Source organism: Vibrio sinaloensis, assembly GCF_023195835.1.
GTDB classification, from domain to species: Bacteria; Pseudomonadota; Gammaproteobacteria; order Enterobacterales; family Vibrionaceae; genus Vibrio; species Vibrio sinaloensis_C.
Genome location: NZ_CP096199.1, coordinates 1,391,605 through 1,415,822 on the forward strand (window position 1 = coordinate 1,391,605; position 24,218 = coordinate 1,415,822).

Consider the following 24,218-nt stretch of genomic DNA (forward strand, 5'->3'; position numbering starts at 1 on the left):
TCGGTAAATAATTCTTACTACACAAATCGATCTGCAATTCTATAGATGTTACCTTAAAAGTGAACACCAACAATAGTGAGGTCCATCTTTAGCAATAAATCTTGTTTGGAGAGAGTACATGTTTGCTAAAATAGTAGCTACCAGATTACAGGCATTTGTTTTTACTTTGCTGCTGGTACATAGTGTTACATTTACTAATAATGCGTTTGCTACTCAATTAAACGATTCTGAAAGCCGCTTTTTCTCCCTCAAAGAGGTTCAGCTTTCTAGGAGCAAGGAATTGGCTCCGTTGGGTTTTATATCTTCAAGCGATGGAGTGCCACTGGCTTTTCGAAATTACCACTCGGTAAATCCTAAAGCTATCCTGATTTTCTATCACGGCGCAGGTGCACATAGTGGGCTTCTATATAATCATCTAGGGGTAGGGTTGAGAGACGAGTTTCAAATGACGGTATACATGCCCGATATTAGGGGGCATGGCAGCTCTGGTGGCGCGAGAGGGGATGCACCCAGTGAAAACCAAGTTTGGCATGATATTACAATGATGATTGATTATATTAGGACTTTTCATCCGACTACACCTATTTTCTTAGGTGGTCATTCAGCCGGTGCGGGACTGATATTGAACTACTCGAACTGGGAGCAGCGGCACACCGTCGCTGGTTATGTTCTTGTCGCACCATATTTAGGCTTTCGCTCAAAAACAAGCCTAGAACCTGACGATGAAGACTATCGTTTTTCAGAGGTGAATGTAGCAAAATTTGTAGTTAACTCAATAACTAAAGGTCTATTCTTTAGCCATTCAAAGGCTGTGGAGTTTAACTTCCCAAAAGACATACTCGAGAAAAACCCAGAAATAGTAACTTTTAATACAGTGACTATGTCCAACGCCATAACTCCAAGTTCACCTAGCCTCCAACTGCATCAGTTGAAACGATTTGGGCTTTGGATTGGCTCCAAAGACGAAGCCTTTGACTCTGAAAAAGTCATGGAATTTGCTGAAAACAATAGACAAAAGCATGCAGATGCGGAAATTAATGTTCTTGATGGGGAAACGCATTTTTCTATAATTCTCAGATCTGCAGATGTCATTGGTTCATGGATCTTACACAAAGTTCAGTAGAACTAGTGTTTTAGGTATTTAGTGAGGCAACTCATTTCTATTGCTGGAACCAATTAGCAATGGGAACAATTACTTAGTCAAGCTTTCAATGTTCTTTGATGATGGTGCTATGTAGAAATATATAGTACTTAGTCTGTAAAGATGAGTTTGGTCTCTAAATAAATATTATCTCGAGATAATTGATGTGCGTACTCTAGCTACTTTTCTGCTTTTTGTTCCATTTACTGTGCTGTCTGATTCTATACAGGAAACTATTGACTCTTTTTACAATGAGCAGTTGGTTCCGGGGGTCTCTGTGGCATGGGCTCAATACGGTCACCACATTGAAACTCGTGTTTCAGGAATGGCAGATATTGAACGGAATATTACAATAAAGGCTGATAGCCGAATGTTATCAGCTAGTATTGGGAAAACTTTTATTTCAGCTGCCTTATTGAAAGCGTTTTGTGAAAATGATATCTCGCTAGATACACCTGTTAGTCAATGGTTGGGCCATTTAAAATGGTTTTCTCAACTACCAAACGGTGCAATGATTACGTTAAGAAATATTCTTAATCACACATCTGGTTTAGCTGATCATGTTCACTTGCCTGAATTTAGACAGCGTTTTACCGAACTGTCGAAAACGGGTTCATCCATGAATACAGAAGAGCTTGTTGCTTTTGTGCTTAACAAGGAGCCAGTTTTTTCACCTGGTGAGGGGTGGTCCTACTCTGATACAGGATATTTACTTGCTGGTCTGATACTAGAAATGGAGTTTAACAAACCTTGGACAGAAACTATCCAAGACTTTTTTATCTTTCCTCAAAAACTGCACATGACCGAACCTTCAAACAAGCGATTTCTGTCCGGCTTGGCTGTTGGTTATACTTCGTCAGCTAATTCTTTTGGCTTACCTGATAGAACTATGGACCTTTCAGGTTATTTGGTCTGGAATCCTGCAATCGAAGGGGCTGGCGGAGGTTGGGTTACAACACCGACAGATCTTGTACGTTGGGGGCGTGATCTATGGTCTGGTAGATTGCTCTCGAAGAGTTGTATGAAAGAAATGCTTATGGGCGTTAGAGTTTCTGAGGGTATGGATACTCTGTATGGTTTAGGAGTTAATATAGAGGCATCTTCGCGTTATGGAAAGAGCCTACACCATTTAGGCTGGATTCCAGGTTATGTATCATCCCTACGCTACTTCCCTGATATTGACCTAACGTTAGCAATACAGGTGAATACGGATGTCGACATGATTGGTCCAGAAGGCAGTTTCTCCAATATTGAAAAGCAAATTATTCATGATCTATTTTCAGACTTAGATATCAAAGCTGTGCCGCATTGATTAAGTCTCATTGGATTTACTATGTTCTCAGACATCGAGCAGCAGTTTTTCCATTTCTGGTTTGTTTCTGGTAACGTTCCACTAAATTGCGACGGCTTCCGGTGATGGGCTGATGTCACTAGGTGCAATCCATAGCTTCTTGATTTAGTTTAATCTCTTTAAGCAAGTGAGCTTGGACTTTTTAACTATCATATATGGCTCAGTCAAATGGCTTACAAGCGTAAAAGTACAATTGACCATTTAGTATAATTCTAACTCACGAAAAATACGTTGAGAGGCTAGTAGTGTTTATTCACCTGTGAGGGAGCGGTTAATATTTTTTTTTCGAAACTCACTCGGAGACTGGCCAAAATAACGAACAAAGGCTCTTTGCATGTTTTCTTCTCGCTTATACCCGCAACGGTAAGCGATATATGAAATAGTTTGTTTGGAATCACGAATGAGCGCGGCGGCGGTCTCTATACGAACTTTATCTACAAGTTTTTTAGGCGTGAGTGAAAACTCAGCTTTACATCGTCTAGTGAAATTGCGAGAACTCATAGCCATGAACGAAGACAGGTGGTCTGTACTCAGTTCTTTGTCAATATTTTCCTGTATCCACTGTAGCAGATCTTCCCACTTTGAGTTGCTGCATTCAAACTGCATCTTTAGATAGAATGAGAGTTGAGAATCGGATTGTTTACGCCTATTGGGTAACACCATCGCCATTGCTACGTGTTGCGTGAGTTCTCTACAGGTTTTTATTTCTAGAATGTCTAGCGCCATATCGATAGCTGTACTTATGCCGGCAGAGGACCAAATTTTGTTGTCTTGAACATACGGTGCTTTCTGATTGAGGGTAATGTTTGGATACATACGACGTATGTCATCAAGATAGAACCAGTGTGTTGTTGCTGAAAAGCTCTCACGGGGTAGTGCATTTCCGAGAGTGAACAACCCAGTACAAACAGTACAGATACTTTCTACCTGATGGTAAGCTTGTTGAATGAACTTGGAAACTCGTGAGCTATTAGGTTTTCTGATGTCTAAGCTATTGATTAAAAAGACAAAATCGTCAGGTTCAAGTTTGATTTCACTAATGGCAGTAGATTGAACATATACACCTGAGTTCGATTTTACTAAGCCTCCGTGTTCACTAACGTACACTAGTTCGAACAAGGCTTTGTCTTCAATAATATTTGCGATCGAAAAAACATCCGCCGGTCCGGATAAGTCCATTAACTGAAAGTTATATGAGCAATAGAAAATTAATCTCATAGTCGGTCACACGTTTGAACTTTTTGATTAACATTAATAATAACTTTATCATTATGACTTTGCACGAAAATTCTAGTTTAGACAGTTTTGCAGCTAAAAAGGACAACATAAATGTTTCACATTGAGCTTTTAACGTTCAGCGGCGAAGATAGTGTGTTAATTCGAAGCATGTTCAATTATCAAACGCATGAAATTATTAGGCCGTACTTTAGCTAATTGACCAATCTTACTTTCAGGGCTTGCCTGTGTTTTAAGCAGACTTTTCTTGAACTTCGAGTCATTTGTGACTAGCAGATTATGAATCTGCAGCGCGAAAGGGACTATACAGAGAAACTACGTTGTGAATATATAACTGCGTTTAGTTATACATTTGTTTAGACGAATAAATGACTTTTCATCGCAGCGTGTACTTCTCATGCTGAATGAAATAGAACCATTAATAATATTGATATAAATAAACTTAGGGCTACTTTTATGGAATCACAAGTTATTTTTCCAATAGATGGCATTAAAAATACAGTTTTTCTCAAGCCTCTCATAGCAAGAAGCAATGTGAAGAATGTACATGCTGGTGATTATAGTTATTTCAGTGACTTTGAAGACCCGACAGATTTTCTAAACAAGAATGTGCTATATAATTTTGGGCTTTCTGGTAGTTCTTTATTTATTGGCAAATTTTGTGCGTTAGCCAGTGGAGTTCGTTTCATCATGCCTGACGCAAATCATTCGATTTCAGGAGTTACTACTTTTCCTTTTGCAATCTTCGGACAAAAGTGGCGAAATGCTCTTCCTTTGTCATGTTACCCTTTTAAGCAATACAAAGACACAGTGATCGGGAATGATGTGTGGTTGGGTTATGACGTCACAGTTATGCCAGGCGTAACTATCGGGGATGGTTCTATTGTTGGCTCAAAGTCTGTAGTAGCAATAGACATTCCGCCATATAGTGTCGCTGTCGGCAATCCTGCAAAAGTGGTCAAAAGAAGGTTTGACGAAAAAGAACGAGATGCACTTCTTAAACTTTCGTGGTGGGACTGGGAAGTGAGTATAATTGAACAAGCAATTCCAACTCTAGTCGAAGGCGATATCTCTGGACTTCTAGCCTTTGCAAAGCAAAAAGGCTTATTAAAATAGCTTAAGCTTCAGAGTGATTCTTATCTATTAAACATACTTAAAAATGATCCTGAAAGTTGTAGTTGGCTGGATTTGCGTACTTTCTGTCATGATTTAATTTGGCAAGCAGTGTTTAATTAGTTCGTTATCAGGTCCACGCGTATGTTTTAAAAGGCTTCTTGAGCGTGTTGACAGATACGAGGAAAGTGGAATCGAGGAGAACTCTGACATGTCAAAAAGAAACATAGGGGTGGCACTTGCTGTGCTATCTAGCTCATTTACTCACGCCGGTTTGTCAGGTTCTGGGGGGCTAAGTGGTGAGCTGTCGATAAGTAGCGCTTATATCTCTTCAAGCTCCAATCTGCACACTGATAATGATGCTACTCTAAGCAATATTAATCAAAAGGCTAAAAGTGAAAGTAGTTTTCAAGCTTTTCCTTTAGGGCTGGTAGCCGTTACTTTTGGAGCGGGATTGGATAAACAAGTCTACCTCGGGACATCTCGTGATGATGTAGCTGTAGGGAACTTGGCCATGGAATTTGGCTTTAAAAAGCAACTTAGCAACTCTACTGTAATTGACATTTCTTATCTCCCAACTACGGTGCCTAGTGAAACCTGGGCGGATCCTTTTTTGCTGCATTCGTCACGTACGGTTACCGAACAAAAAGGAGTAGCATATAGACTCAAGATATCTAATATTGCTGGATCCAGCTTTTCCATAGATACAGCAATTTCGGAACAAGAGCTCGATGATGAGCGTTCCGGTATAGATTCTGGGTATGACCCTGCTCTCCTAAACCGCAACTCTGATAGCTTATACATAAAAAGCAGCTTCCGCATATATTTTAATCGAGGGGCGTATTTGAGTCCGTCTGTAATTTACACCGACTCGGATGCTCAAGGAGTGGCAAATAGCAATAGCTCTGTAGCAGGCGAGCTTTCTTTATTCCAATTGTATGGTCGTCATAAGCTTGCCCTAACAATGGGCTACACGGATAGAAGTTATGATGCGGTACATCCGGTTTACAGTTTGGTGCGTAATGATACTGACCTTAGGTTTTTTGTTGCTCACGAGTATCAGCGGTTTATGGGATGGAATAATCTATCCTTTGTTTCTTTCGCAGGTTATGGAGAGACTGACTCGAATATTCAGTTTTACGATAGCGCGCAGCTTTTAGTGTCAGGTGGAGTTAGCTTAAGGTTTTAATTTTGCTAGTACTGCTATCCCATAGGTTCCTCTGGTTAGTTTTTTGTTCCTGCAAGCCTCTGAGTAAGTCTTCACTAGAGGCTTTTTTATATGCGACCTTTGGGCTATCCAATTGATTTGGCGAAATTCGAACACATGCATATTAGCGAACAATGAAGGTGGTTATGTTGATTAGAGGAAGTTTGGTGAGTATCAGAATTGTTAAGGAAAGAGATCTAGATAAGCTTTACAGCTTGTCGTTTGATTATGAAGATCCTGGTGATTTTCTACCGCTTAATTTTATTTCTGAAACGGATTATATAAAAGAATTTAGACAAACAGGTTTTTGGAAAGACAATTGTGGTAAGTTGATTATCGAGGATAGCTCAGGGGAAGTTGTTGGCGAAATAGGTTGTTTTAAAACCACACACTATGTAGATGGAAGAGAAGTCTATTATCGAATTTTTAGTGGTTATAGAAACAAGGGTTATGCATCTGAAGCTCTTAGGCTTTTTATTAGACTGTTTTTTGAATCAAGTTCTATGAATCGTCTTCAAGCCGTTATTGTTGACGGCAATGAAGTGTCTGAATATTTGATAAAGAAACAGTGTTTTAGATACGAGGGCACGATGAAAGAAGCTCGTTACATCAGTGGAAAACTTACTGATTTAAAACTATTTTCGCTAGTTCGTCGTGAGTGGCAAAGCCCAGGCTGTAACGAGGGTTGGTCCCATCAAAAATCATCCGAGTGAGTTTATAACAGAGTATTCCCGCTATTCGGCAAAATCTTGTTGCTTAGTTCATCCTCATGTGGCTTGGCTGATTGGTTATCAGTTGAGCAAGTATGAAAATGCGAGAGCATTGGAGGATCAAAGACGTCAGTTTGTTGTCTAACAAGTGTTATGTTCTTGGAGGTTTATAAAAACCATGCTATCAGCACTTTCGCTGGGTGGCCCGTTGTGGTTTGCATGGGTAGCAACCTCCCAAATCAATAAATGCTTTAAATTATCTGAAGATTACTCGTATAAAGCTTCAGTCGCCCGTGCATACACAGGCTTTCAAGAAGAATCTAAACTCTATGAAGATGAAGTGAGTCAAGCTGTTTTTGAGCGCACCATATTAGCTTTTGGTGCTCCGCCTCTACGATTGATTGATGGTGCTGAACACAATAGTCCTGTACATGAGGGTTTAAGTACCGCCGCTAACTCGGGCTTGTTCAGTTGGTTCAGTAAAAAACGAAACACCCAATCAGATAAGTCTAAAGAAAGCGCAGCGTAATCGACTTTATGTATGGATAATTATATACGGCCCTAGCTCATGTCGTGAGCTAGGGCTTTCTTTTGAACTTAAACGTTTTCATACAGTTATAAACGTCACTAGAATACATATCCTAAGTGTATGGTTGGATATGCAAAATAGGCAAACCTATATGGTGGAAACGCACGATGAACGAAATTTTTGATGAGTATGAAGCTTTACTGAAAACTACAAATAGGATTCAGTATGGGTTATCTTGGACAACGAGCTTAAGTAAGGCCAATTTTTTGGGGAACTCAAAATTACTTAACTTAATTAGTTCAAACTCCAGCTCTTCTCTTGAAAACTCTTATCAACTAAAAGCAAAACCAATCCCTTTAAGACTTGAACACTCTAGTTTCGTATCTACGGTCGAGATACAGCTAAAAGTTTTCTTGAGTAAGAAGCTGGTTGTAACGTATGAAACGGTGTCAGGAGAAGTTAAGTCTGTTGAACAAAAAGTTAGCACCGATGCTGGTTCAACAACGATTGTTGTCAACAACTTCATTAAATCTATCAGCTTTTCATCGCCAGATGGCGAACTCATCATTAAAGGAATACAGATATATTCCTTCAAAGATTTGAACCTCCCACAAAAGCATAGATACAAGTTAACTAATCAAATTAAATCACTACAAGTCGCTAGTGCTCGAATTAAGAATTTAGGTTCAGCCATCTCACGCAATTTGACCCAGTTGGAACAAAAATCGACCGATTTAGATCAGGCGCAAGAAGATTGGAAAACAACTCTGGCCGATTTAACCGAAGATGAAAAAATCCTTAAAGAAAGGATTAAACAGCTTGAAAAAGACTGTCGTGCTGAGGAAATCGCATATGAAAAAGCTGAAGCAGAAACACAATCGATTACTGAGGAGCTAAAAGACTCAAAGGCGGCACTACTTGCTGCCAGAGAAGAGACTGACACTTTATCCCAAAGCAAAGCCGATTATGAGAATGAGATAAAGAACTTGAAAATGCAATATGCTGATCAAAAAGCGACTCTAAGAGAGTTAGAAAAAGACATTGATGTTTTTAGTGAGGATCTGAAGGACTATACCAAAGAGACGCGATTGCAAACTTTCTTTTATGGTGGCTTAGCATTTTCAATGATCTGTATTATCGTAGTTGTTACTGTCTCTGTACTCAGCCGTTCAACGGAGTTGATTAGTTTATTCGACAAAGGAAAAATTGAAAGTGTCATAGATGTAATATTGAGTCGCATCCCCTTTACCTTGGCTGTTCTGGCGATTTTAACCCTGTGTGGTGAAGGTTTAAGGAGGTGTGTAAACAGACTTATTGATATCCACGACCAACGGCTTTCCTTTTATAGAATCTCGATAGCTGCACGAGATATTACAGATGTGTCGTACGAGAGTGTTGAAGTTAGTCGAGACGAGTTAGTAAAAACCCGACTAGAAACAAAGATGAAACTCCTCAGACTGCATATGCAAAAAGATTTAGCGCGTAACAACGAAGAAACTAAAGCAATCCAATAACCAACGTTAATCTCACCTCAACTCTCAAAACCGTAATCTGGCATTCAAACCACCACTTGGATGCCAGATATGACCATCAAAACTTACCTATCACTTTGGTTTGAACTGCCTGCAGGAAAACTGTCTGAAAAACTCAAGCTTTGCCAGCTGGCCCAATGACGGGGAACGATGGCCGCCAATTTAACAACGACAACCCCACTGCCGTTCTAGAGCACTTCAAAAACAAAAAGCGCCAAATCCCTCTCGATATCGAACACGCCACTGAACTCAAAGGCCCGAAAGGCGAGCCTGCGCCGGAACAAGACTGGTGCAGCGAAAACTACAAATACATCAGCCCTGCGTTCCTGCATTAACAAGCACGGACAGATCATAGGCATTAGTAGTGTCGGCCTTACCATTTACTATCAGGGCAAGTCTTGCCTTTTGCTTGGCAAAGTTTCCTATACTTGAAGTCATCCATTAATTACTAATTTAATAATATAACTGACGCGGTTTTGTCCAGAACCGTTACAGTTGGCACTTCGTAACTCAGAAATGCCCCATTCCTAGTTAGGGAGCAAGCAAAAACTACTGGTTACAAACCCAGCCTTTGCCGTTTCTATGTATCCGCAAGTGTGTTCCATCTTTCGCGCCAGTATGTGAGGCTCTGGATCTGTTAACTATCTGATTGAACCCCACTATTGGAGATGTTAGCTTTAGAGTCATTAGGGAATATATGGAATAAGATGTTAGGCATCATCAAAAAGGACATACATGAGCGGACATATAAAAAAAATAGACTCAATTAAAAATATGGCGGTCTATGATGATTTTCAGTGGTCATCATCTGTGCGTGATGCTGGTAATAACATCGAAGAATTTAAGAACTTAAATATACTATATGGCCGCAACTACTCTGGCAAAACAACACTCTCGCGGATATTCAGAGCTCTCGAAACCGGCACGATATCAGACAAATATAGTTCACCTGAGTTTCAGTTGTCTTTTGATGGCGGCAGCACTGCCACGCAAAGCTCATTAAGTAATCATGGTCAAATCGTACGGGTTTTCAATGAGGACTTTGTTCGGGACAACCTTCGGTTCATTGTTGATGACGAGCAGACGATCAATTCATTCGCCATCTTGGGGGAAGACAACACAAAGCTTGAGGAAGAAATCGAGAACCATGAAGCCGAACTTGGGAGCGAAGAGGACAAGTCTGGACTGCTGGGAGAACTCCTTGGGGCTGAAGAAAAATTCAACGGAGCCCAAAAAGACTATGGCGAAAAGTCGTCAGAATTGGAGGGCAAGTTACGTGATAAAGCCAACAAGGCAGGCACTGGAATCAAGCACAATAAAACGTTTGGTGACGCCAACTACAATGTTCCTAAAATAAAGGCAGACATCTCGACTGTTACTAAAGACACTTACTCTCCGCTTACTGATGAGCAGGTGGGCAAGTTTCACGACCTCCTAAGAGAAGAGCCCAAATCGGAAATCCTTGAATCATCAACTTTCAATCTTCAATACTCTGCTATCTCTTCAAAGGCTAAAGAGCTCATTGAAAAAAAGATTCAGGCTTCTGACCCAATTCAGGAATTACTAAACGATGCGGCTTTGGCCTCGTGGGTGAGGAGTGGTCGGGGTCACCATCAAGAGAAAAGAGATAAGTGCGCATTTTGTGGCAGCGACCTTCCTGAAGATTTGTGGGAGAAACTGGACAAGCATTTTAATCAGGAGTCTGAAGAGCTTCGTCAAGCATTGGAAACCCTGCTTGGATCGATTGAACGTGAGCGCTCCCGAGTTCCTAATCTACTGAAAATCAAAAACTCGGATTTCTACTCTAGCTTTACAGCAGACTTGGATTCATTGGCAGAACAGTTGTCGACCTTATCAGAGTCTTACAGTAAGAGTCTGGACTCGATAAAAGAACAGGTCGAAAAACGAAGAGATGACATTTTTACGCCTCTTGAGTTTAAAACATCTGAGACTATTGAAGATGCTTTGAATGCGGTCAGGGATTCGTATGAGGAGCTCAGAAACGAATCTAACCAGCTTACAGCTTCACTAAGCGCTGACCAATCTGAAGCTCGTGCGGCTCTTCGCCTCCATGAGGTCTATACATTCATAAACGACATTAAGTATGAAGACGAGTGTACGGCCATTCAGGCATTGGATATGGCTAAGGGTGAAGCGAAGGAAGCAAAAAACACTGTAAAAGAGAAAGTTGATGTAAAACGAGAAAAGATCGCTCAACTGAAGGCTCAGTTAAAAGATGAAAGCAAGGGTGCTGATAGGGTAAACGATTATCTGAACAATTTTTTCGGCCACCAGTCTCTCTCACTAAAAGCCATTGAAGAAAATCCAGGGGACGCGTCATCTGGATATCGATTTGAGGTAACTCGAAACGACAAAAAAGCATTCCATCTCAGCGAAGGTGAATGCAGCCTGATAGCTTTCTGTTACTTCATGGCCAAGCTTGAAGACATAGAGACTAAAGGTAACCAGCCAATCATTTGGATCGATGATCCCATTTCCAGCTTGGATGCAAACCATATCTTTTTTGTTTACAGCCTTATTAATGCAGAGATTGTAACGCCAGAGAAATATGAAGATGGAGGAGAGACCAAGGAACGTGACCGTTTTAAGCAGCTATTTATTTCGACTCACAATTTGGATTTTTTGAAGTATCTGAAGCGGCTACCCGGCGCTTTGAATAAAAAAAAGTCTCAATATTTTATCATTACCCGAACGAATCAAGTCAGCAACATTACATTGATGCCCCGCTACCTCAAAGACTACGTCACAGAATTCAACTTTCTGTTTCATCAAATTTATAAATGCGCTCATGCCGAGGTCGAGTGTGATGAAAATCATGATTGCTACTACAACTTTGGAAACAATGCCCGCAAGTTTCTTGAAGCATTCTTGTACTACAAATACCCCAATGCCTCAGGAAAAGATGATAAGTTGTCGCGTTTTTTCGGAGATGATGTATTGGCATCATCACTAACGGATCGCATAAACAATGAGTATTCCCATTTAGAGGGGGTATTTGAGAGAAGTGTTTCGCCTATTGATGTGCCTGAGATGAAGACAACGGCAAGTTTTATATTGCGGAAAATTGAAGAAAAAGATCCAGACCAGTATTCGGCGCTACTTCAAAGTGTTGGGGTAGAAGATGCCTAACAAGCTCATATTGTCTGACGGGTTTTCCGCTTCGCTCTAAACCAGCCGCAAATGCGGGCATTACTCCCCGCTCCCATAACTCATTTATGTCCACCGACGTTTCAGATCTTCCTGAACCCTACTAAATGTTACTGCCAAACTTCATGTTGACCAAAAACACTGAGAGGAGGTCATCATGAGAAAGTTATCATCTGGAAAATGCAGTGGCATCAAAAGGCCATTTAAGCTTGAAGAGAGCTGGCGGATCAGAACTAGGCTAGAGATTGAAAATGATCTGATGCAGCTCGCACTACTGAACCTAGCTATAGATAGCAAGTTAAGAGCGAGTGATTTGCTAAAACTACACGTTTACGATGTTTCTTCGCAAGGAGTTATCTATGAAAGGGTTCAGTGCATCCAGCAAAAAACTGGCACCGATGTCCACTATGAGATTACTCCGAGAACACAGCAAAGTATTAGCCGATGGATTTTTGCAGCATCTCTAGAGGCAAGCAGTTTTCTATTCCCGAGTAGCCGACGCACTGGGCAACCTATCAGCTACTCATTCTATCGTTCAATTATCAGGAATTGGGCTGCAAAACTGGGACTGAATGCTGACTATTACGGCACTCATTCCATGCGCCGCACCAAAGCCACTTTAATCTATGCCAGAACGAAAAACATCAGGGCCGTACAGATCTTACTTGGTCATTCGAAGCTAGATAACACTATTCGATACCTTGACGTTGAGCTAGAAGACGCTCTGAGGTTGTCTGAGAAAACAGACTACTGACAGACAGGAGCTGCCACAGGCTTTTCTTCTGAAAAGCCTGTACCCCTTTTCGTGTTATATCAAGCTAACACCACACTTCATCCTCGTGTTAATTGACTTATTTTTTCTTATGCCAGTAGAGTAGCTAGATAGTCATTGAATTAGCCAAAACTACCTATTTTCATACAGGGTCGCATATGTTTCATTCAAATGCTAATAACCTACAAACACTGAACTCCGAGGTTTTGAGCTTCCTGCGGCAGTTTCAAAGTAATCCTTTTCGATATTTGTTTGAATCAGACATACAAGGCGAGCTTTTTACTCGACTTCGTCATGCTATTCCAGACGTCTTAAGGATCGCTGGAGGCGGTAACCCTCTGAATGAATATGATATTTCTATCGTTAATTCTGAGTACCTAAGTCGGCTAGATATTGCTCTCCTTGATGTTGAAAAGGCTCCGTTTCATCCTGTGCGTAATCACAAAGGCTTTGATGTCCATCTATACGACTGCCCTGTATTTGTTGGAATAGAAATTAAGTTCCGAAAATTGGGGGATAACATTGGACTACAATCGTGTTTGAGAGATACGGCAAAGTTGCGGAATCTTAGTATTCCGACTCCTGTTATTTTGGGGTTCATTCAAGCAGAATCTGACGTTAGATCATTCTTTAAAAATGCGCCTGAGAATGTTCATTTTAGGGAAGTTAATATCGATGCTGCTTTAGGGGTAATTAACATTATTAGCCCCAAAAGGCGGTGGATTGTTACTGAGAACACAATTGATTGCGGCTGAAGATAGCGGCTGAAACGTAAGACGATTGTGCCCCCAAATGAGTTACCATCTAGTATTGTTAGCTAGACAATCAGAGAGCTTTTCAATACATAAATTAATGAAAGAGGCAAAATACAAGATCTGATTCCTGTTGCTCAAAATAGACAGCAAAACGCCCTTTATTTTGTTGTGGGGGGCGTTTTTAGATGCAGGAATTGAGATTATTTCTCTCGCACGTAAGAGGTTTGAACCAAGGTTTCTAGACTTTGATTTCATGCCGAAGCCTCGTTATGTAGTGGCATAGTGAATTTGGCCACCTGATTAGAGGTGTTAAGATACACCTCATAGCATGATGGGTGAAACTATGACCAAGCGTACCAGACGTACTTTCAGTGCAGAATTCAAACTCGAAGCAGCTCAACTTGTTCTCGACCAAAACTACACCGTTGTTGAAGCCGCCAAAGCCATGGGGGTGGGTAAATCGACAATGGATAAGTGGGTGAGGCAGCTTAAGCAAGAAAGAAAGGGGGTAACTCCTCAAGCCTCACCAATGACGCCAGAGCAAATTGAGATACGGGAGCTGAAGAAGAAACTTGCTCGCCTTGAAGAGCACAATGAAATATTAAAAAATGTATGGTCTGCTCCGTTTTTGCAAGTATAAGCTCGCTGTCAGAATACGTTTGCGTCAATGTATCCGGCCTGTTTGTGAACCATCTAGTGTTCTGGCCTTGATGGGATCCGCACGTCGTTGTCCTAATAAAGCGCTCAGTCATAAAAGACTGCTTTTTTAGCCAGGCTTCAACATCGTGGGTTTAACGCTTCTGTCATCAGCTTGTATCTCGCAAAATCTATGGCAAATATAATTCGTTATATACTAATTCGCAGCCGAAGCTGGATAAGGTTGATACTCCTGACCTGAGGTCAATACCTTCCAACAAATTCTCATTATCTTGTTAGCCAAGGCAATTAAAACAACATGGTGATGGTGTGTCGCCTCTAACTTGGCTATCCACTGCCCGAGTGCGGATTTGTCTCGCTTCATGTGTATCTTTAAGGCTTTAGCCCCTTGTATCACCTGACGGCGTAGATAAACGTTACCTCTTTTACTTATACCACCAAGGTTGCTTTTGCCGCCTGTGGAATACTGTCGGGGAACCAAGCCCAACCATGCCGACATATCTCGGCCTCGCTTAAATTGAGTGCCTGAACCAACCGCTGCAATTAACCCAGTGGCGACAATTGGGCCAATACCTGGAACGCTGGATATAAGTTGGCACTTCTCTGACGCAATTGAGGCCTGTTGTAATTGCACACTCATCTCATCAATTTGAACATCTAGATGTTGCCAACGCTCTCGCAAGCGAAACACTAAAGCACGAATAAAGTCGGGAAGTCCATTTTCCGCATCCTCTAAGATGTTAGGTAAGTTACGTTCAAAAACTTTACGCCCTACAGGAACGGTAATGCCGTATTCAAGTAGTAGAGCCCGCATTTGGTTCACAGTAGCTGTGCGCTCAACAATAAAACGCTGCCTTACTCGATGAGTCGCTTGTAAGGCAAGTTGTTCGTGCGTCTTTAGAGAAACACAGCGCATAGTGCCACGACTGCCTGCTTCAGCGATTGCGGCAGCATCATTGAAGTCATTCTTGTTTGATTTTAAGTACGGCTTAACAAACTGAGCGGGAATAATTTTTACTGAGAACCCTGCATCATTAAACAATCTTCCCCAGTATTGGGAACCCGGACAAGCTTCAACCGCTACAATGGCAGGTGGAGTGTTAATCACAAAGGTTTTAAGCTGATTTCGATTAAGCTTTTTTCGCCAAAGAATATGCCCTTGACGATCCATTGCTACGATGTGAAACCAGTTTTTTCCTAGGTCGATACCGTAGATATGCACATTTGAACTAGACATGGTCGGTCTCCTTGTTTTTGCGCTCTCCCTTGCTGAGTATAGATATCTAAGGGAGGAGCAGACCATCCCATTAGGCTACAGCTCTCTTGATGTCGGACTCACTGAACAACTCTCGATAATCGAGAAACTCAGGCAGAGCTTTAGCGTAACCACCCTGTGTCATGTGTTCAGTGTCCACCGCAGCAGTTACAAATACTGGCGTCGTCGCCCTAAGCGTGTTTCTCCAGAGTTGGTGAAGCTAAAAAGTCTTATTAAAGAAGTTCATACGGCAAGCAACGGCTCTGCGGGTGCGAGAAGCATTGCCGATATGGTAACGGCTCAAGGTATAAGACTGACACGTTATCGAGCATCTAAGATGATGAAATTATTAGGGTTGGTAAGTTGCCAAACACCGAAGCACCGTTATCGAAAGGCATCACAAGAGCACGTAGAGATCCCTAACCATTTGTCTCGACAATTTGCCGTTACCGCTCCCAACCAAGTCTGGGTCGGTGATGTGACATATGTCTGGACGGGACAGCGCTGGATGTATCTTGCTGTTGTCATCGACCTGTTCGCGAGAAAGCCAGTTGGTTGGGCGATGTCAGTATCACCCGATAGCAAGTTGACGGGAAAAGCCCTCTCTATGGCGTTTGAATCACGAGGTAAGCCCAAAGGCGTGATGTTCCACAGCGACCAAGGAAGTCATTACACCAGTCGTTCTTATCGGCAACTGTTGTGGCGCTACCAAATCAAGCAAAGCTTATCTCGGCGAGGAAATTGCTGGGATAATAGTCCTATGGAGCGATTCTTCAGAAGCCTAAAGACAGAATGGATACCAGTGTCGGGTTATCGGAGTTTTAGCGAAGCGAGAGAACATATAACTCGATACATCACAGGTTATTACAGCCAACTCAGGCCACATCAATATAATGGTGGCCTAACACCCAATGAGTCTGAACGACTGTATTGGGAAAACTCTAAAACCGTGGCCAATTTTAGTTGACCACTACACAGGAATGGCCGAGACTGGCAGAAGTCGCCAACAGTCGTGAACTGAGCCTAGCCGATTACTTAGAGTCACTTCTGAACGCAGAGCTGGAAGTAAGAGCAGAACGCACGAGAGTCACACTGACTAAGTTCGCCAGCTTCCCGATGGATAAAACGTTCGATGATTATGACTTCAAGTTCGCAACGGGAGCCCCGAGAAAACAGCTCAAGGAACTAACAGGGCTGGCGTTCATAGAGCAAAAGGAAAACGTGGTGTTACTTGGACCTAGTGGCGTCGGCAAGAGTCACCTTGCTGTGAGTCTTGGTCAACTCGCTGTCCAAAAAGGGCTAAAAACGCGGTTCATCACGGCAGCAGACTTGATGCTCCAACTCTCTACTGCGAAAGCTCAAGGTAAACTAGACAGTTACTTGAGGCGCAGTGTACTTGCTCCCAGACTGCTTATCGTCGATGAAATCGGGTATCTACCGTTCGGCAGAGAAGAGGCCAACTTGTTCTTCAACGTCATCGCCAAACGTTATGAGCAAGGCAGTATTATCGTGACCAGTAACTTGCCGTTCTCTCAATGGTCAAATGCGTTCGCTGACGATACGACATTAATGGCCGCATTACTCGATAGGCTTCTTCATCACTCACACATCGTACAGATCAGCGGTGAAAGCTATCGATTAAAAGGAAAGAAGGCGGCTGGAACCATACCAGCGGTTCTAGAAAGTCTATCTAAAGGTAAAGGTTAATTACATGGGTGGGTCAATTTTACTTCGGCGATAACGTCGATAAGTGGGTCAGTTTTAAACTGGCGTTGACACGTGTTCCCATTGGTTTAAGGACAGTCGCTTGGCTCGAAAGCGATATCAACGAGTGGTTGGAGTGGCGCGTTCAGGTGCGGGATAGGGCTACAAAGGGATTCTTTGGTTAATGTGTAGCCGTAGAGATGTTCTTTGCTTGTTCACGTTCTCTCAATACGATTTAGTGTGTGCGTAATCATGAATTATTGGTTGGTATTTAGCTGGGCATCAGCGTCGCAACATAGATTCTGAGCGTTCTTTACCCACCAAAATTCAGGCTTTCTGTATTGTGTATATGAACCGTCAAAACAACGTATGCTTAAGTGTTTCTCAGCAATGCGTATGTTATAAGAAAGCAATTTAGCTAAATTGATTTTTAAAGGAAGTCATATAAACTTAATTAAATCTTGCATTCTTAGTAATGCAAGATTAAAGTGTGCAACCTAATCAACATAGGTCAGTATCATGTTTAGTGTAGATTCAATGGTCGAAAGACTTGTAGCGTATAGAGTTCTCAAGGACGTAAATCAAGAAGAGCTAGCAAAAGCTATGGGCTTTAACGCTCGTCAAACGCTCTCTTCGATTGAGAAGTATGAAAGAGCCTTAAAGCCTGAAGAGTTATTAAAGGCGTTAGACTACTTAAATGTCGACTTTGAGGAGTTTGTTGACCCTTATTCATTAGTTGGTGAGGCTGTATACTCTTGGCGACAGACTGATTCTTCGCTAGATACTTTAGAGTCTTTCGAAGTAGACACCAACCGGGTCGTAGCTTTATATCGAGATTTACACAAAGAGTTTTCAACAAAGAAATCAAGTGTTCTACTACCTAAGATTGGAATCAAAAAAACTAGCAGCTTTGTAGATGCAGAAAACATTGGCCAATCGTTAGCTGATGAACTAGAACTTGGTGATTACCCTGCTGAGAGACTTGAAAGTCAGTTATTCGATAAGTTTAATATTGCTACACTTTACTTGGATATGCCAAGCTCTGTGTCAGGTGCTGCGACTAAGCTGAATGATATGTTTGTAATTTTAGCCAACAGAAATGAAGTTATTGGCCGTAGAAATTTTGATATCGCTCATGAAACATTTCACTGCTTGACATGGGATGCTATACCTCCAGCGTATATTGAAAAAGCATACTCTTCTACAAGTAAGCCCCATGAAGAAAAGTTGGCAGATACATTTGCAAGCGCATTATTGATGCCTAAAAACAATATAGAAAAGCATTTCTCTAACTCATTAGAATCTATTAATGAAGATTCTATAAATGTACTTGCTACAAAGTTTGGCGTTTCATCTCAAGCGATGAAATGGCGTCTGAAAAGCCTTAAAAAGCTAACGAACAAAGAAGTCGGTAGGTTGGATGATAGCTTACTAACTAATAACGGAGATCTTGTCAGTTTAGAGACTCCGAAGCTTTATAATTCTCAATTTGTGGACTATCTATACAAAGCCATAGATACCGGATACCTATCGGTGCGCAAAGTTTCATCAACCTTGAAAGTGTCTATTGATGATTTAAGTTCGCTCTTTAGAGATTATGGGAAAGATTCCCCATTTGATCTATGAGGGGTGTTGGTGATGATTAAGTCTAGCGATATTGTTCTGATAGATACTAACGTAATTTTAGAATCCCATAGATTGGCGTGTTGGAGACACTTAACGCAAGAATTTGAGCTTCATACTGTAACCAAAGTTTTAGAAGAGACGCAAAATGGTTACTGTAATCGTTACGGATCAACAATTGCTTACGGACCTTTAAAAGGTAGTTTTCATAATGTACACGATGTAACAAAACAAGATGTGCTTTTATGTAGTATGAAGTACCCTAAGGCGAAAATTATGGATTTGGATCCTGGAGAAAGGGACCTAATCACGTATGCAACCTCATTAGATAAAGAGTGTTGGTTATTGTGTAGCCCAGATAAAGCTGCAATGAGGACGACTCACGCTCTTGGCTATTTAGATTCTGTGGTTTCTCTTGAAACAATGCTAAGCGTTACTTCGTTGCAGCTTAAATCGAAGTTAAAGGAGAATTACACTGAGAGCTGGAATTCAAGAACCAAAACTTCGATAAAGCTGGGTGCTCTCTGACGTTATATAGATTTCCAATAGGAAGTCTACATAGAGAGTCTCCCGAATTCTGTTTAATTGTCAACGTTGGTACGGTTTACTTATTTATCGCGTGTCGATGTAAAGTCAAAACTATACTGGTTTAGTCTAAAATAGTTGATAGTGTACTCAAAAGGCGTTCCGCACTTGAGGTAGCCTGTTGACTCGACTTTCAAAATGGCTGAATTGACCTTCTCGTTAAGATGATTTGCCATATCTTTGTCAAGTAAGTAGGGTTTGACTGATTGCCTGCTTTTGGAAATAGTCAGTCCCTTCTCAGCTTCGATATAGTCATATTTAGAGCCACACATAACGGCTATACTTAGGTCCGGGAAAAGGCTGGCAGGCATATGAGTGATTTCATATATTTCTGGTTCGTCATTAATTAACCGAAGCCTATGTATCTCAAAAGTATCATCCTCGAATTCAAGCTCCAGCCTGTCTGCTACGATTGACGTCGGCTTTTTCAGTTCAAACTTTACCACTCTAGAACTCGGTGTTTTTCCTTGTCGACTCACCTCTTCGATAAAGCCTAATAGGTGCAGCGCGTCATGCTGCGCTTTGAGGTCATTGATATAAGTGCCACTCCCACGCGAGCGAGAAATAAGTCCATTGTCGACCAAGATTTGTAAACTTTTTCTTATCGTTACACGGCTGACCGAGAACTGCTCTTGCAGAACACTCTCTTTAGGAAGCATTGACTTAGGTGCTAAAACACCTTGTTTAATCTGATTCTCAAGATACTCGGCGATTTCAATGTATTTTGGTTTCATAGTTCCTCTCAATTACCCGTGTATCTTATCAGGGTTCTGTGATCGCAGCACAAATTTAAGTCTTTTATGAGATTGATTTTGTGACCGATGATCTTTTTGTGTGACTTTTTTCTTTAAAAGTATCTTAAAAGTATTAATACTTAAGTCAAACTTAATAACTAGAGTCATTTACCAGAGGTCTTTCAATGAAACGCCAAAATCTTACTATTGTCGGTGCCGGTAGTACTTACACACTTGGAATGATAAACAGCTTGATTGCCGAGAAGGAAAACTTTCCTCTTAGGAAGGTGGTGTTCTACGACATCGACGCAGAGCGTCAACAGTCAAATGCACTGGCGACTGAAATCTTGTTGCGTGAACAGTATCCAGAAGTCGAAGAGTTTGTTTACACCACTGATAAATCAGTCGCCTTTGCTGATTCTGATTTCTTCTTTATACAGATTCGAACTGGCGGGTTGGCCATGCGTGAACGCGATGAGCAAATTCCACTCTCAAACTCTTGCGTTGGTCAAGAAACCTGCGGAGCGGGTGGCATGGCTTACGGATTACGCTCAATAGGCGACATGATTGAACTGGTTAACGACATTCGTCAGTATTGCCCTGAAGCTTGGATTCTAAACTATACGAACCCTGCTGCAATCGTAGCTGAAGCCCTAAATCGCGAGTTTCCCCACGATAAGAAAATCCTCAATATTTGTGACATGCCTGCGGCGATCATGGTCAGCTATGCGCAATTGCTTGGCTGTGAGATATGGGACTTTGTTCCTGAGTATTTTGGTCTCAATCACTATGGATGGTTTACCAAAATTCGCAATAAACAAGGCGAAGACTTAACTGGACGAATCAAAAAAATCATTTTAGAGCAGGGGATTAGTGCGGTCGATTCAGAGATTGCTGATGATCCATCTTGGCAGGCGACCTTTAAAAATATGCAGGTGATGCTTGAGGATAATCCAGAGTATCTACCCAACACTTACCTTCAATATTATCTCTATCCTGAAAAAATGGTCGCGAAAGAAGACATCAATAATACACGCGCGCGTCAGGTGATCAACGGACGAGAAAAACGAGTTTTTGAGTTGAATCAACGTATCATCGATGCAGGGACAACTGCACATGAAACTCTGCATGCAGACATTCATGGTCGTTACATGGTCCGAGTGGCCTCGTCACTTGCTTACAACCTCAATGATGTTTACTTGGTCATTGTTCCCAATAATGGCGCTATTTCTAACTTACAAAACGACGCCATGGTTGAGGTACCCGCAGCATTGACGAATGAAGGCCCAAAATCGTTTAGTGTCGGAACAATACCTACTTTCCAAAAAGCGATGATTGAGAGTCAGCTCGGCTATGAAAAGTTAGTCGTTGATGCCTGGTACGAAGGAAGCAAGCAAAAGCTGATTAACGCGTTGACCCTTAATCGTACCGTGGTCAATGTACCGAAAGCCAAAGCTATCACAGAACAATTACTAGAAGAAAATAAAGCCTACCTTCCACAATTTTTTCAATAACACATGGATGACTGGAGCTCAGTAAGTGGGCTCCTAGTCGCAACAAGAGGTTGACATGAAAGATATTATCCAACGTTTTGGGGCAGCGATGTTTGTCCCCGTACTCTTATTTCCTGCCGCAGGTATGTTACTTGGGCTATCTGTAGTATTACTCAATCAGGACGTGTTTCCCTGGGCGCAAGAAGGTAGTGCCTGGGTAAAAGTATCGACCATTATCCTACAGGCATCACTGGCTGTATTTAAGAACATGGCGCTGATATTTGCTGTCGGCTTACCTATAGCCCTAGCAAAAAAAGCTTCAGGTCGAGCAGTATTAGCTACGCTCGTTTCCTATATCACTTTTAATTACGTGATTGGCGGTATTCTCCAGTTCTGGGGGCCAGAACTAGGGGTGACTTACGCAGCTGGAGAACGTGGTCTTACTGAAGTGGGCGGCATTCTCACGTTAGATACCAATTTACTCGGTGCAATTTTAATCGCGAGTATCTCTGTTTGGGTACACAACCGATTCTTTGACAAGAAACTTCCCGATTGGGCTGCTGTGTTTGCGGGTACACCACTAGTGGTTATTATCAGTTTTCCAATGATGATTGCCATGGCTGTTATCACCTGTTTTACTTGGCCAAGTATTCAACATGGTATTAATAACTTACAGACATTCTTGGTCGATGCGGGCTCATTGGGGGTATGGTTGTTTACGTTCCTCGAACGCATCATGATTCCAACAGGTTTACATCATTTTGTGTATGGCCCGGTGTTTTATGGTCCAGTCGCTGTTGATGGTGGTACGGTCGCCTATTGGATTGAGAACATGCAAAGCTTTGCTCAGAGCTCGGAAAGCCTGACCACTCAGTTCCCACAAGGTGGGCTGATGCTCACAGGTATGGGCAAGGTATTTGGTTGTACTGGGATTGCTTTAGCATTGTATTCAGTAGCCAAACAAGAAAACAAAAAGATGGTTATGGGCTTGGTGTTAGGCGCTGCAATTACCGCTATTCTCACAGGGATCACCGAACCAATTGAGTTTACTTTTTTGTTTATTGCTCCTGCACTATTTGCATTGCATGCTGTTCTATCTGCAACCATGGCGACCATTGCCTTTATGCTTGGGGTATCTGGAAACTTTCAGACAGGTCTGATTGATTTTGTGTTTCAAAATTGGCTGCCACTGGCGGGTAATCATGCTGGAACTTATGCGCTGCAAATTTTAGTCGGTTTGCTGTTCACTGCGATCTACTTTGTTACCTTCCGAACGCTTATTTTGAAGTACAACATTCTAACGCCTGGTCGTGAAGGCGCTGAGACCAAGTTGTATTCAAAAGCGGACTACAAAGAAGGTAAACAATCAGATTCACTAGGTACGGAGACGTCAAAGGCGAGTGCGTTTATCGAAGGTCTTGGTGGCAAAGAGAACATCGAGCTTTTGACTAACTGTGCTACTCGACTGCGAGTTAAGGTTAAAGACGTAAGCTTGGTCAAAGATAACGCCTTCTTTACTTCGCACGGAGCAGTAAATGTGGTGCGTAATAAAGAAAGCCTCCAAATTATTGTGGGCCTAACGGTTCCCCAAGTTCGTGAAGATATGAGTCAACTTATAAAGGCATAACATCCCCCCAATTTGCTCCTGAAGTTTGACTCATAGGTGAGGCAGAAACTGCCTCACCTATTTTAATCTGCCATATCACATAAACGTCTTTGTAACAAAAATGTCAATATGTACTACCTTAGTAGTATGTTACAGTTTTATAAACCTAGCTAGACAATGGAATGTCATCATGATTAAGAAATTATCGTTTCTATTCATATTGGTGATCAGTGTATCACTGAATCCTTTGGCGCACGCCGATACAGTAACTGTCCGAAAAGTAGAAGGCCTTAAAGAGGAGATTGTCTTCGATATACTCAAGTTGGCACTCAGTAAAACACGTCCGAATGTTCAGTTCTCCACCGCTACTGAAGAGTATAATGAAGCGCGCTTAATGGAGGAGGTAATTTCCGGGAATATAGATGTTATGTGGGCTGGTGCCGCGCCTGATAAGGAAGAAAAAATGCTCACCGTTAGAATTCCTATCTTAAAAGGGCTGCTGGGGCACCGTATCTTTATCATTCGTAAGGAAGACCAAGCAAGGTTTGCTTCTATTCAAACGTTGAATCAACTTAAAGCTTTTGATGCAGGACAAGGCACTTTTTGGGGTGATACAAAAGTATTAAAAGCTGCACAGATACCAACGATTACTACCATTAAGTACGCCAATCTATTCCCCATGTTGGAAGGTGGACGCTTTGACTATTTCCCGAGAGCAGTCCATGAGCCTTGGAGTGAAGTTGACTCTCGTCCAGAGTTGAACCTTACCATAGACAAAAATGTCATGTTGGTTTATCCGTTCGCTATGTACTTTTTCGTCAGCCCGAACAATCAAACGCTGCATGACGATATTTACAATGGATTCGAGATGGCAATTCAAGATGGTAGCTTTGATGATCTCTTCTTCAACCATCCAATGATTAAGGAAGTGTTAGCAAAAGCGAACTTAAAAGAAAGAATGGTATTTCGTATTCCTAACCCATATATGCATGAGGAGACCCCTTTTGACCGAAAAGAATTCTGGCTTGACGTTTCCAAATTGTAATC

At 41.7% G+C, this 24,218-nt stretch carries 20 protein-coding genes and 2 pseudogenes; 19 read left to right on the top strand and 3 right to left on the bottom strand.

The genetic code is table 11. The annotated features are described in order from the left end of the window. The first annotated feature begins 118 nt into the window (after positions 1-118). Together MTO69_RS06400 and MTO69_RS06405 are read left to right on the top strand one after the other, a co-directional pair. Positions 119-1,123, top strand: a complete 1,005-nt coding sequence (locus tag MTO69_RS06400) for an alpha/beta fold hydrolase (RefSeq protein ID WP_248333670.1) — start codon at positions 119-121, stop codon at positions 1,121-1,123. A 184-nt stretch (positions 1,124-1,307) separates the two neighbouring features. Beyond that, entirely contained in the window at positions 1,308-2,453 is a 1,146-nt protein-coding gene (locus MTO69_RS06405) for a serine hydrolase domain-containing protein (RefSeq protein WP_248333672.1), read from the top strand. 288 nt (positions 2,454-2,741) lie between these two features. Here MTO69_RS06405 and MTO69_RS06410 read toward each other — a convergent pair whose 3' ends face one another. After that, complete coding sequence (locus MTO69_RS06410) at positions 2,742-3,710, bottom strand: GlxA family transcriptional regulator (RefSeq protein ID WP_248333673.1); 969 nt, start codon at positions 3,708-3,710, stop codon at positions 2,742-2,744. 474 nt (positions 3,711-4,184) lie between these two features. Between MTO69_RS06410 and MTO69_RS06415 the strand changes: the two genes are divergently transcribed. The 10 genes and pseudogenes from MTO69_RS06415 to MTO69_RS06460 all read left to right on the top strand — a co-directional run. Next, positions 4,185-4,844 (top strand): CatB-related O-acetyltransferase, encoded by a 660-nt coding sequence (locus MTO69_RS06415; RefSeq protein WP_248333677.1) that lies wholly within the window; start codon positions 4,185-4,187, stop codon positions 4,842-4,844. Between the two features lie 208 nt (positions 4,845-5,052). Further along, entirely contained in the window at positions 5,053-6,030 is a 978-nt protein-coding gene (locus tag MTO69_RS06420) for a DUF2860 family protein (protein WP_248333679.1), read from the top strand. Positions 6,031-6,215: 185 nt separating this feature from the next. After that, positions 6,216-6,761 carry a GNAT family N-acetyltransferase gene (locus MTO69_RS06425; protein ID WP_248333681.1) on the top strand — a complete coding sequence of 182 codons (546 nt, stop codon included), beginning with the start codon at positions 6,216-6,218 and terminating at the stop codon, positions 6,759-6,761. A 175-nt stretch (positions 6,762-6,936) separates the two neighbouring features. After that, on the top strand, positions 6,937-7,287 hold the full coding sequence (locus tag MTO69_RS06430; protein ID WP_248333684.1) for a hypothetical protein: 351 nt from the start codon (positions 6,937-6,939) through the stop codon (positions 7,285-7,287). Between the two features lie 167 nt (positions 7,288-7,454). After that, positions 7,455-8,801 (top strand): hypothetical protein, encoded by a 1,347-nt coding sequence (locus MTO69_RS06435; protein ID WP_248333686.1) that lies wholly within the window; start codon positions 7,455-7,457, stop codon positions 8,799-8,801. Positions 8,802-8,956: 155 nt separating this feature from the next. After that, entirely contained in the window at positions 8,957-9,154 is a 198-nt protein-coding gene (locus MTO69_RS06440) for a phage protease (protein ID WP_248333688.1), read from the top strand. Between the two features lie 400 nt (positions 9,155-9,554). Continuing rightward, the gene (locus MTO69_RS06445) at positions 9,555-11,969 is read left to right on the top strand and encodes an AAA family ATPase (protein ID WP_248333691.1); all 2,415 of its coding nucleotides are present in this window, start codon (positions 9,555-9,557) and stop codon (positions 11,967-11,969) included. Positions 11,970-12,144: 175 nt separating this feature from the next. Next, the gene (locus MTO69_RS06450) at positions 12,145-12,741 is read left to right on the top strand and encodes a tyrosine-type recombinase/integrase (protein ID WP_248333694.1); all 597 of its coding nucleotides are present in this window, start codon (positions 12,145-12,147) and stop codon (positions 12,739-12,741) included. 176 nt (positions 12,742-12,917) lie between these two features. Beyond that, entirely contained in the window at positions 12,918-13,514 is a 597-nt protein-coding gene (locus MTO69_RS06455) for a hypothetical protein (RefSeq protein ID WP_248333695.1), read from the top strand. 343 nt (positions 13,515-13,857) lie between these two features. Further along, positions 13,858-14,121, top strand: a pseudogene (locus MTO69_RS06460) (transposase); the annotation flags it as partial. Between the two features lie 246 nt (positions 14,122-14,367). Here MTO69_RS06460 and MTO69_RS06465 read toward each other — a convergent pair. Further along, positions 14,368-15,408: an IS110 family transposase gene (locus MTO69_RS06465; RefSeq protein ID WP_248333697.1), complete on the bottom strand. Its 1,041-nt coding sequence runs from the start codon at positions 15,406-15,408 to the stop codon at positions 14,368-14,370. A 73-nt stretch (positions 15,409-15,481) separates the two neighbouring features. On the opposite strand from MTO69_RS06465, the pseudogene MTO69_RS06470 reads away from it, so the two are divergent. The 4 genes and pseudogenes from MTO69_RS06470 to MTO69_RS06490 form a co-directional block, all read left to right on the top strand. Then, positions 15,482-16,393 (top strand): annotated as a pseudogene (locus MTO69_RS06470) (IS3 family transposase); the annotation flags it as partial. Then, positions 16,390-17,133 carry an IS21-like element helper ATPase IstB gene (istB, locus tag MTO69_RS06475; protein ID WP_248333700.1) on the top strand — a complete coding sequence of 248 codons (744 nt, stop codon included), beginning with the start codon at positions 16,390-16,392 and terminating at the stop codon, positions 17,131-17,133. The pseudogene MTO69_RS06470 and the gene istB, both read left to right, overlap by 4 nt. A 516-nt stretch (positions 17,134-17,649) precedes the next feature. Continuing rightward, positions 17,650-18,756: an XRE family transcriptional regulator gene (locus MTO69_RS06485; protein WP_248333714.1), complete on the top strand. Its 1,107-nt coding sequence runs from the start codon at positions 17,650-17,652 to the stop codon at positions 18,754-18,756. A 12-nt stretch (positions 18,757-18,768) separates the two neighbouring features. After that, the gene (locus MTO69_RS06490) at positions 18,769-19,281 is read left to right on the top strand and encodes a hypothetical protein (protein WP_248333718.1); all 513 of its coding nucleotides are present in this window, start codon (positions 18,769-18,771) and stop codon (positions 19,279-19,281) included. Between the two features lie 80 nt (positions 19,282-19,361). Here the strand turns inward: MTO69_RS06490 and MTO69_RS06495 are convergent, their stop codons facing one another. Beyond that, on the bottom strand, positions 19,362-20,072 hold the full coding sequence (locus MTO69_RS06495) for a GntR family transcriptional regulator (RefSeq protein ID WP_248333725.1): 711 nt from the start codon (positions 20,070-20,072) through the stop codon (positions 19,362-19,364). Between the two features lie 185 nt (positions 20,073-20,257). Here MTO69_RS06495 and MTO69_RS06500 point away from each other — a divergent pair, with 185 nt between their 5' ends. The 3 genes from MTO69_RS06500 to MTO69_RS06510 all read left to right on the top strand — a co-directional run bounded on the left by MTO69_RS06500 (position 20,258) and on the right by MTO69_RS06510 (position 24,216). Then, complete coding sequence (locus MTO69_RS06500; RefSeq protein ID WP_248333730.1) at positions 20,258-21,586, top strand: 6-phospho-alpha-glucosidase; 1,329 nt, start codon at positions 20,258-20,260, stop codon at positions 21,584-21,586. A 55-nt stretch (positions 21,587-21,641) separates the two neighbouring features. Continuing rightward, positions 21,642-23,192, top strand: a complete 1,551-nt coding sequence (locus tag MTO69_RS06505; protein WP_248333738.1) for an alpha-glucoside-specific PTS transporter subunit IIBC — start codon at positions 21,642-21,644, stop codon at positions 23,190-23,192. A gap of 169 nt (positions 23,193-23,361) precedes the next feature. After that, on the top strand, positions 23,362-24,216 hold the full coding sequence (locus MTO69_RS06510; protein ID WP_248333740.1) for a diguanylate cyclase: 855 nt from the start codon (positions 23,362-23,364) through the stop codon (positions 24,214-24,216). The last annotated feature ends 2 nt before the right edge of the window (positions 24,217-24,218 follow it).

Bases quoted from the DNA above. Each gene is read 5' to 3' on its own strand.
- MTO69_RS06400 (WP_248333670.1), top strand. From the start codon at position 119: ATGTTTGCTAAAATAGTAGCTACCAGATTACAGGCATTTGTTTTTACT.
- MTO69_RS06410 (WP_248333673.1), bottom strand. From the start codon at position 3,710: ATGAGATTAATTTTCTATTGCTCATATAACTTTCAGTTAATGGACTTA.
- MTO69_RS06415 (WP_248333677.1), top strand. From the start codon at position 4,185: ATGGAATCACAAGTTATTTTTCCAATAGATGGCATTAAAAATACAGTT.
- MTO69_RS06420 (WP_248333679.1), top strand. From the start codon at position 5,053: ATGTCAAAAAGAAACATAGGGGTGGCACTTGCTGTGCTATCTAGCTCA.
- MTO69_RS06430 (WP_248333684.1), top strand. From the start codon at position 6,937: ATGCTATCAGCACTTTCGCTGGGTGGCCCGTTGTGGTTTGCATGGGTA.
- MTO69_RS06435 (WP_248333686.1), top strand. From the start codon at position 7,455: ATGAACGAAATTTTTGATGAGTATGAAGCTTTACTGAAAACTACAAAT.
- MTO69_RS06440 (WP_248333688.1), top strand. From the start codon at position 8,957: ATGACGGGGAACGATGGCCGCCAATTTAACAACGACAACCCCACTGCC.
- MTO69_RS06445 (WP_248333691.1), top strand. From the start codon at position 9,555: ATGAGCGGACATATAAAAAAAATAGACTCAATTAAAAATATGGCGGTC.
- MTO69_RS06450 (WP_248333694.1), top strand. From the start codon at position 12,145: ATGAGAAAGTTATCATCTGGAAAATGCAGTGGCATCAAAAGGCCATTT.
- MTO69_RS06455 (WP_248333695.1), top strand. From the start codon at position 12,918: ATGTTTCATTCAAATGCTAATAACCTACAAACACTGAACTCCGAGGTT.
- MTO69_RS06465 (WP_248333697.1), bottom strand. From the start codon at position 15,408: ATGTCTAGTTCAAATGTGCATATCTACGGTATCGACCTAGGAAAAAAC.
- MTO69_RS06485 (WP_248333714.1), top strand. From the start codon at position 17,650: ATGTTTAGTGTAGATTCAATGGTCGAAAGACTTGTAGCGTATAGAGTT.
- MTO69_RS06490 (WP_248333718.1), top strand. From the start codon at position 18,769: ATGATTAAGTCTAGCGATATTGTTCTGATAGATACTAACGTAATTTTA.
- MTO69_RS06495 (WP_248333725.1), bottom strand. From the start codon at position 20,072: ATGAAACCAAAATACATTGAAATCGCCGAGTATCTTGAGAATCAGATT.
- MTO69_RS06500 (WP_248333730.1), top strand. From the start codon at position 20,258: ATGAAACGCCAAAATCTTACTATTGTCGGTGCCGGTAGTACTTACACA.
- MTO69_RS06505 (WP_248333738.1), top strand. From the start codon at position 21,642: ATGAAAGATATTATCCAACGTTTTGGGGCAGCGATGTTTGTCCCCGTA.
- MTO69_RS06510 (WP_248333740.1), top strand. From the start codon at position 23,362: ATGATTAAGAAATTATCGTTTCTATTCATATTGGTGATCAGTGTATCA.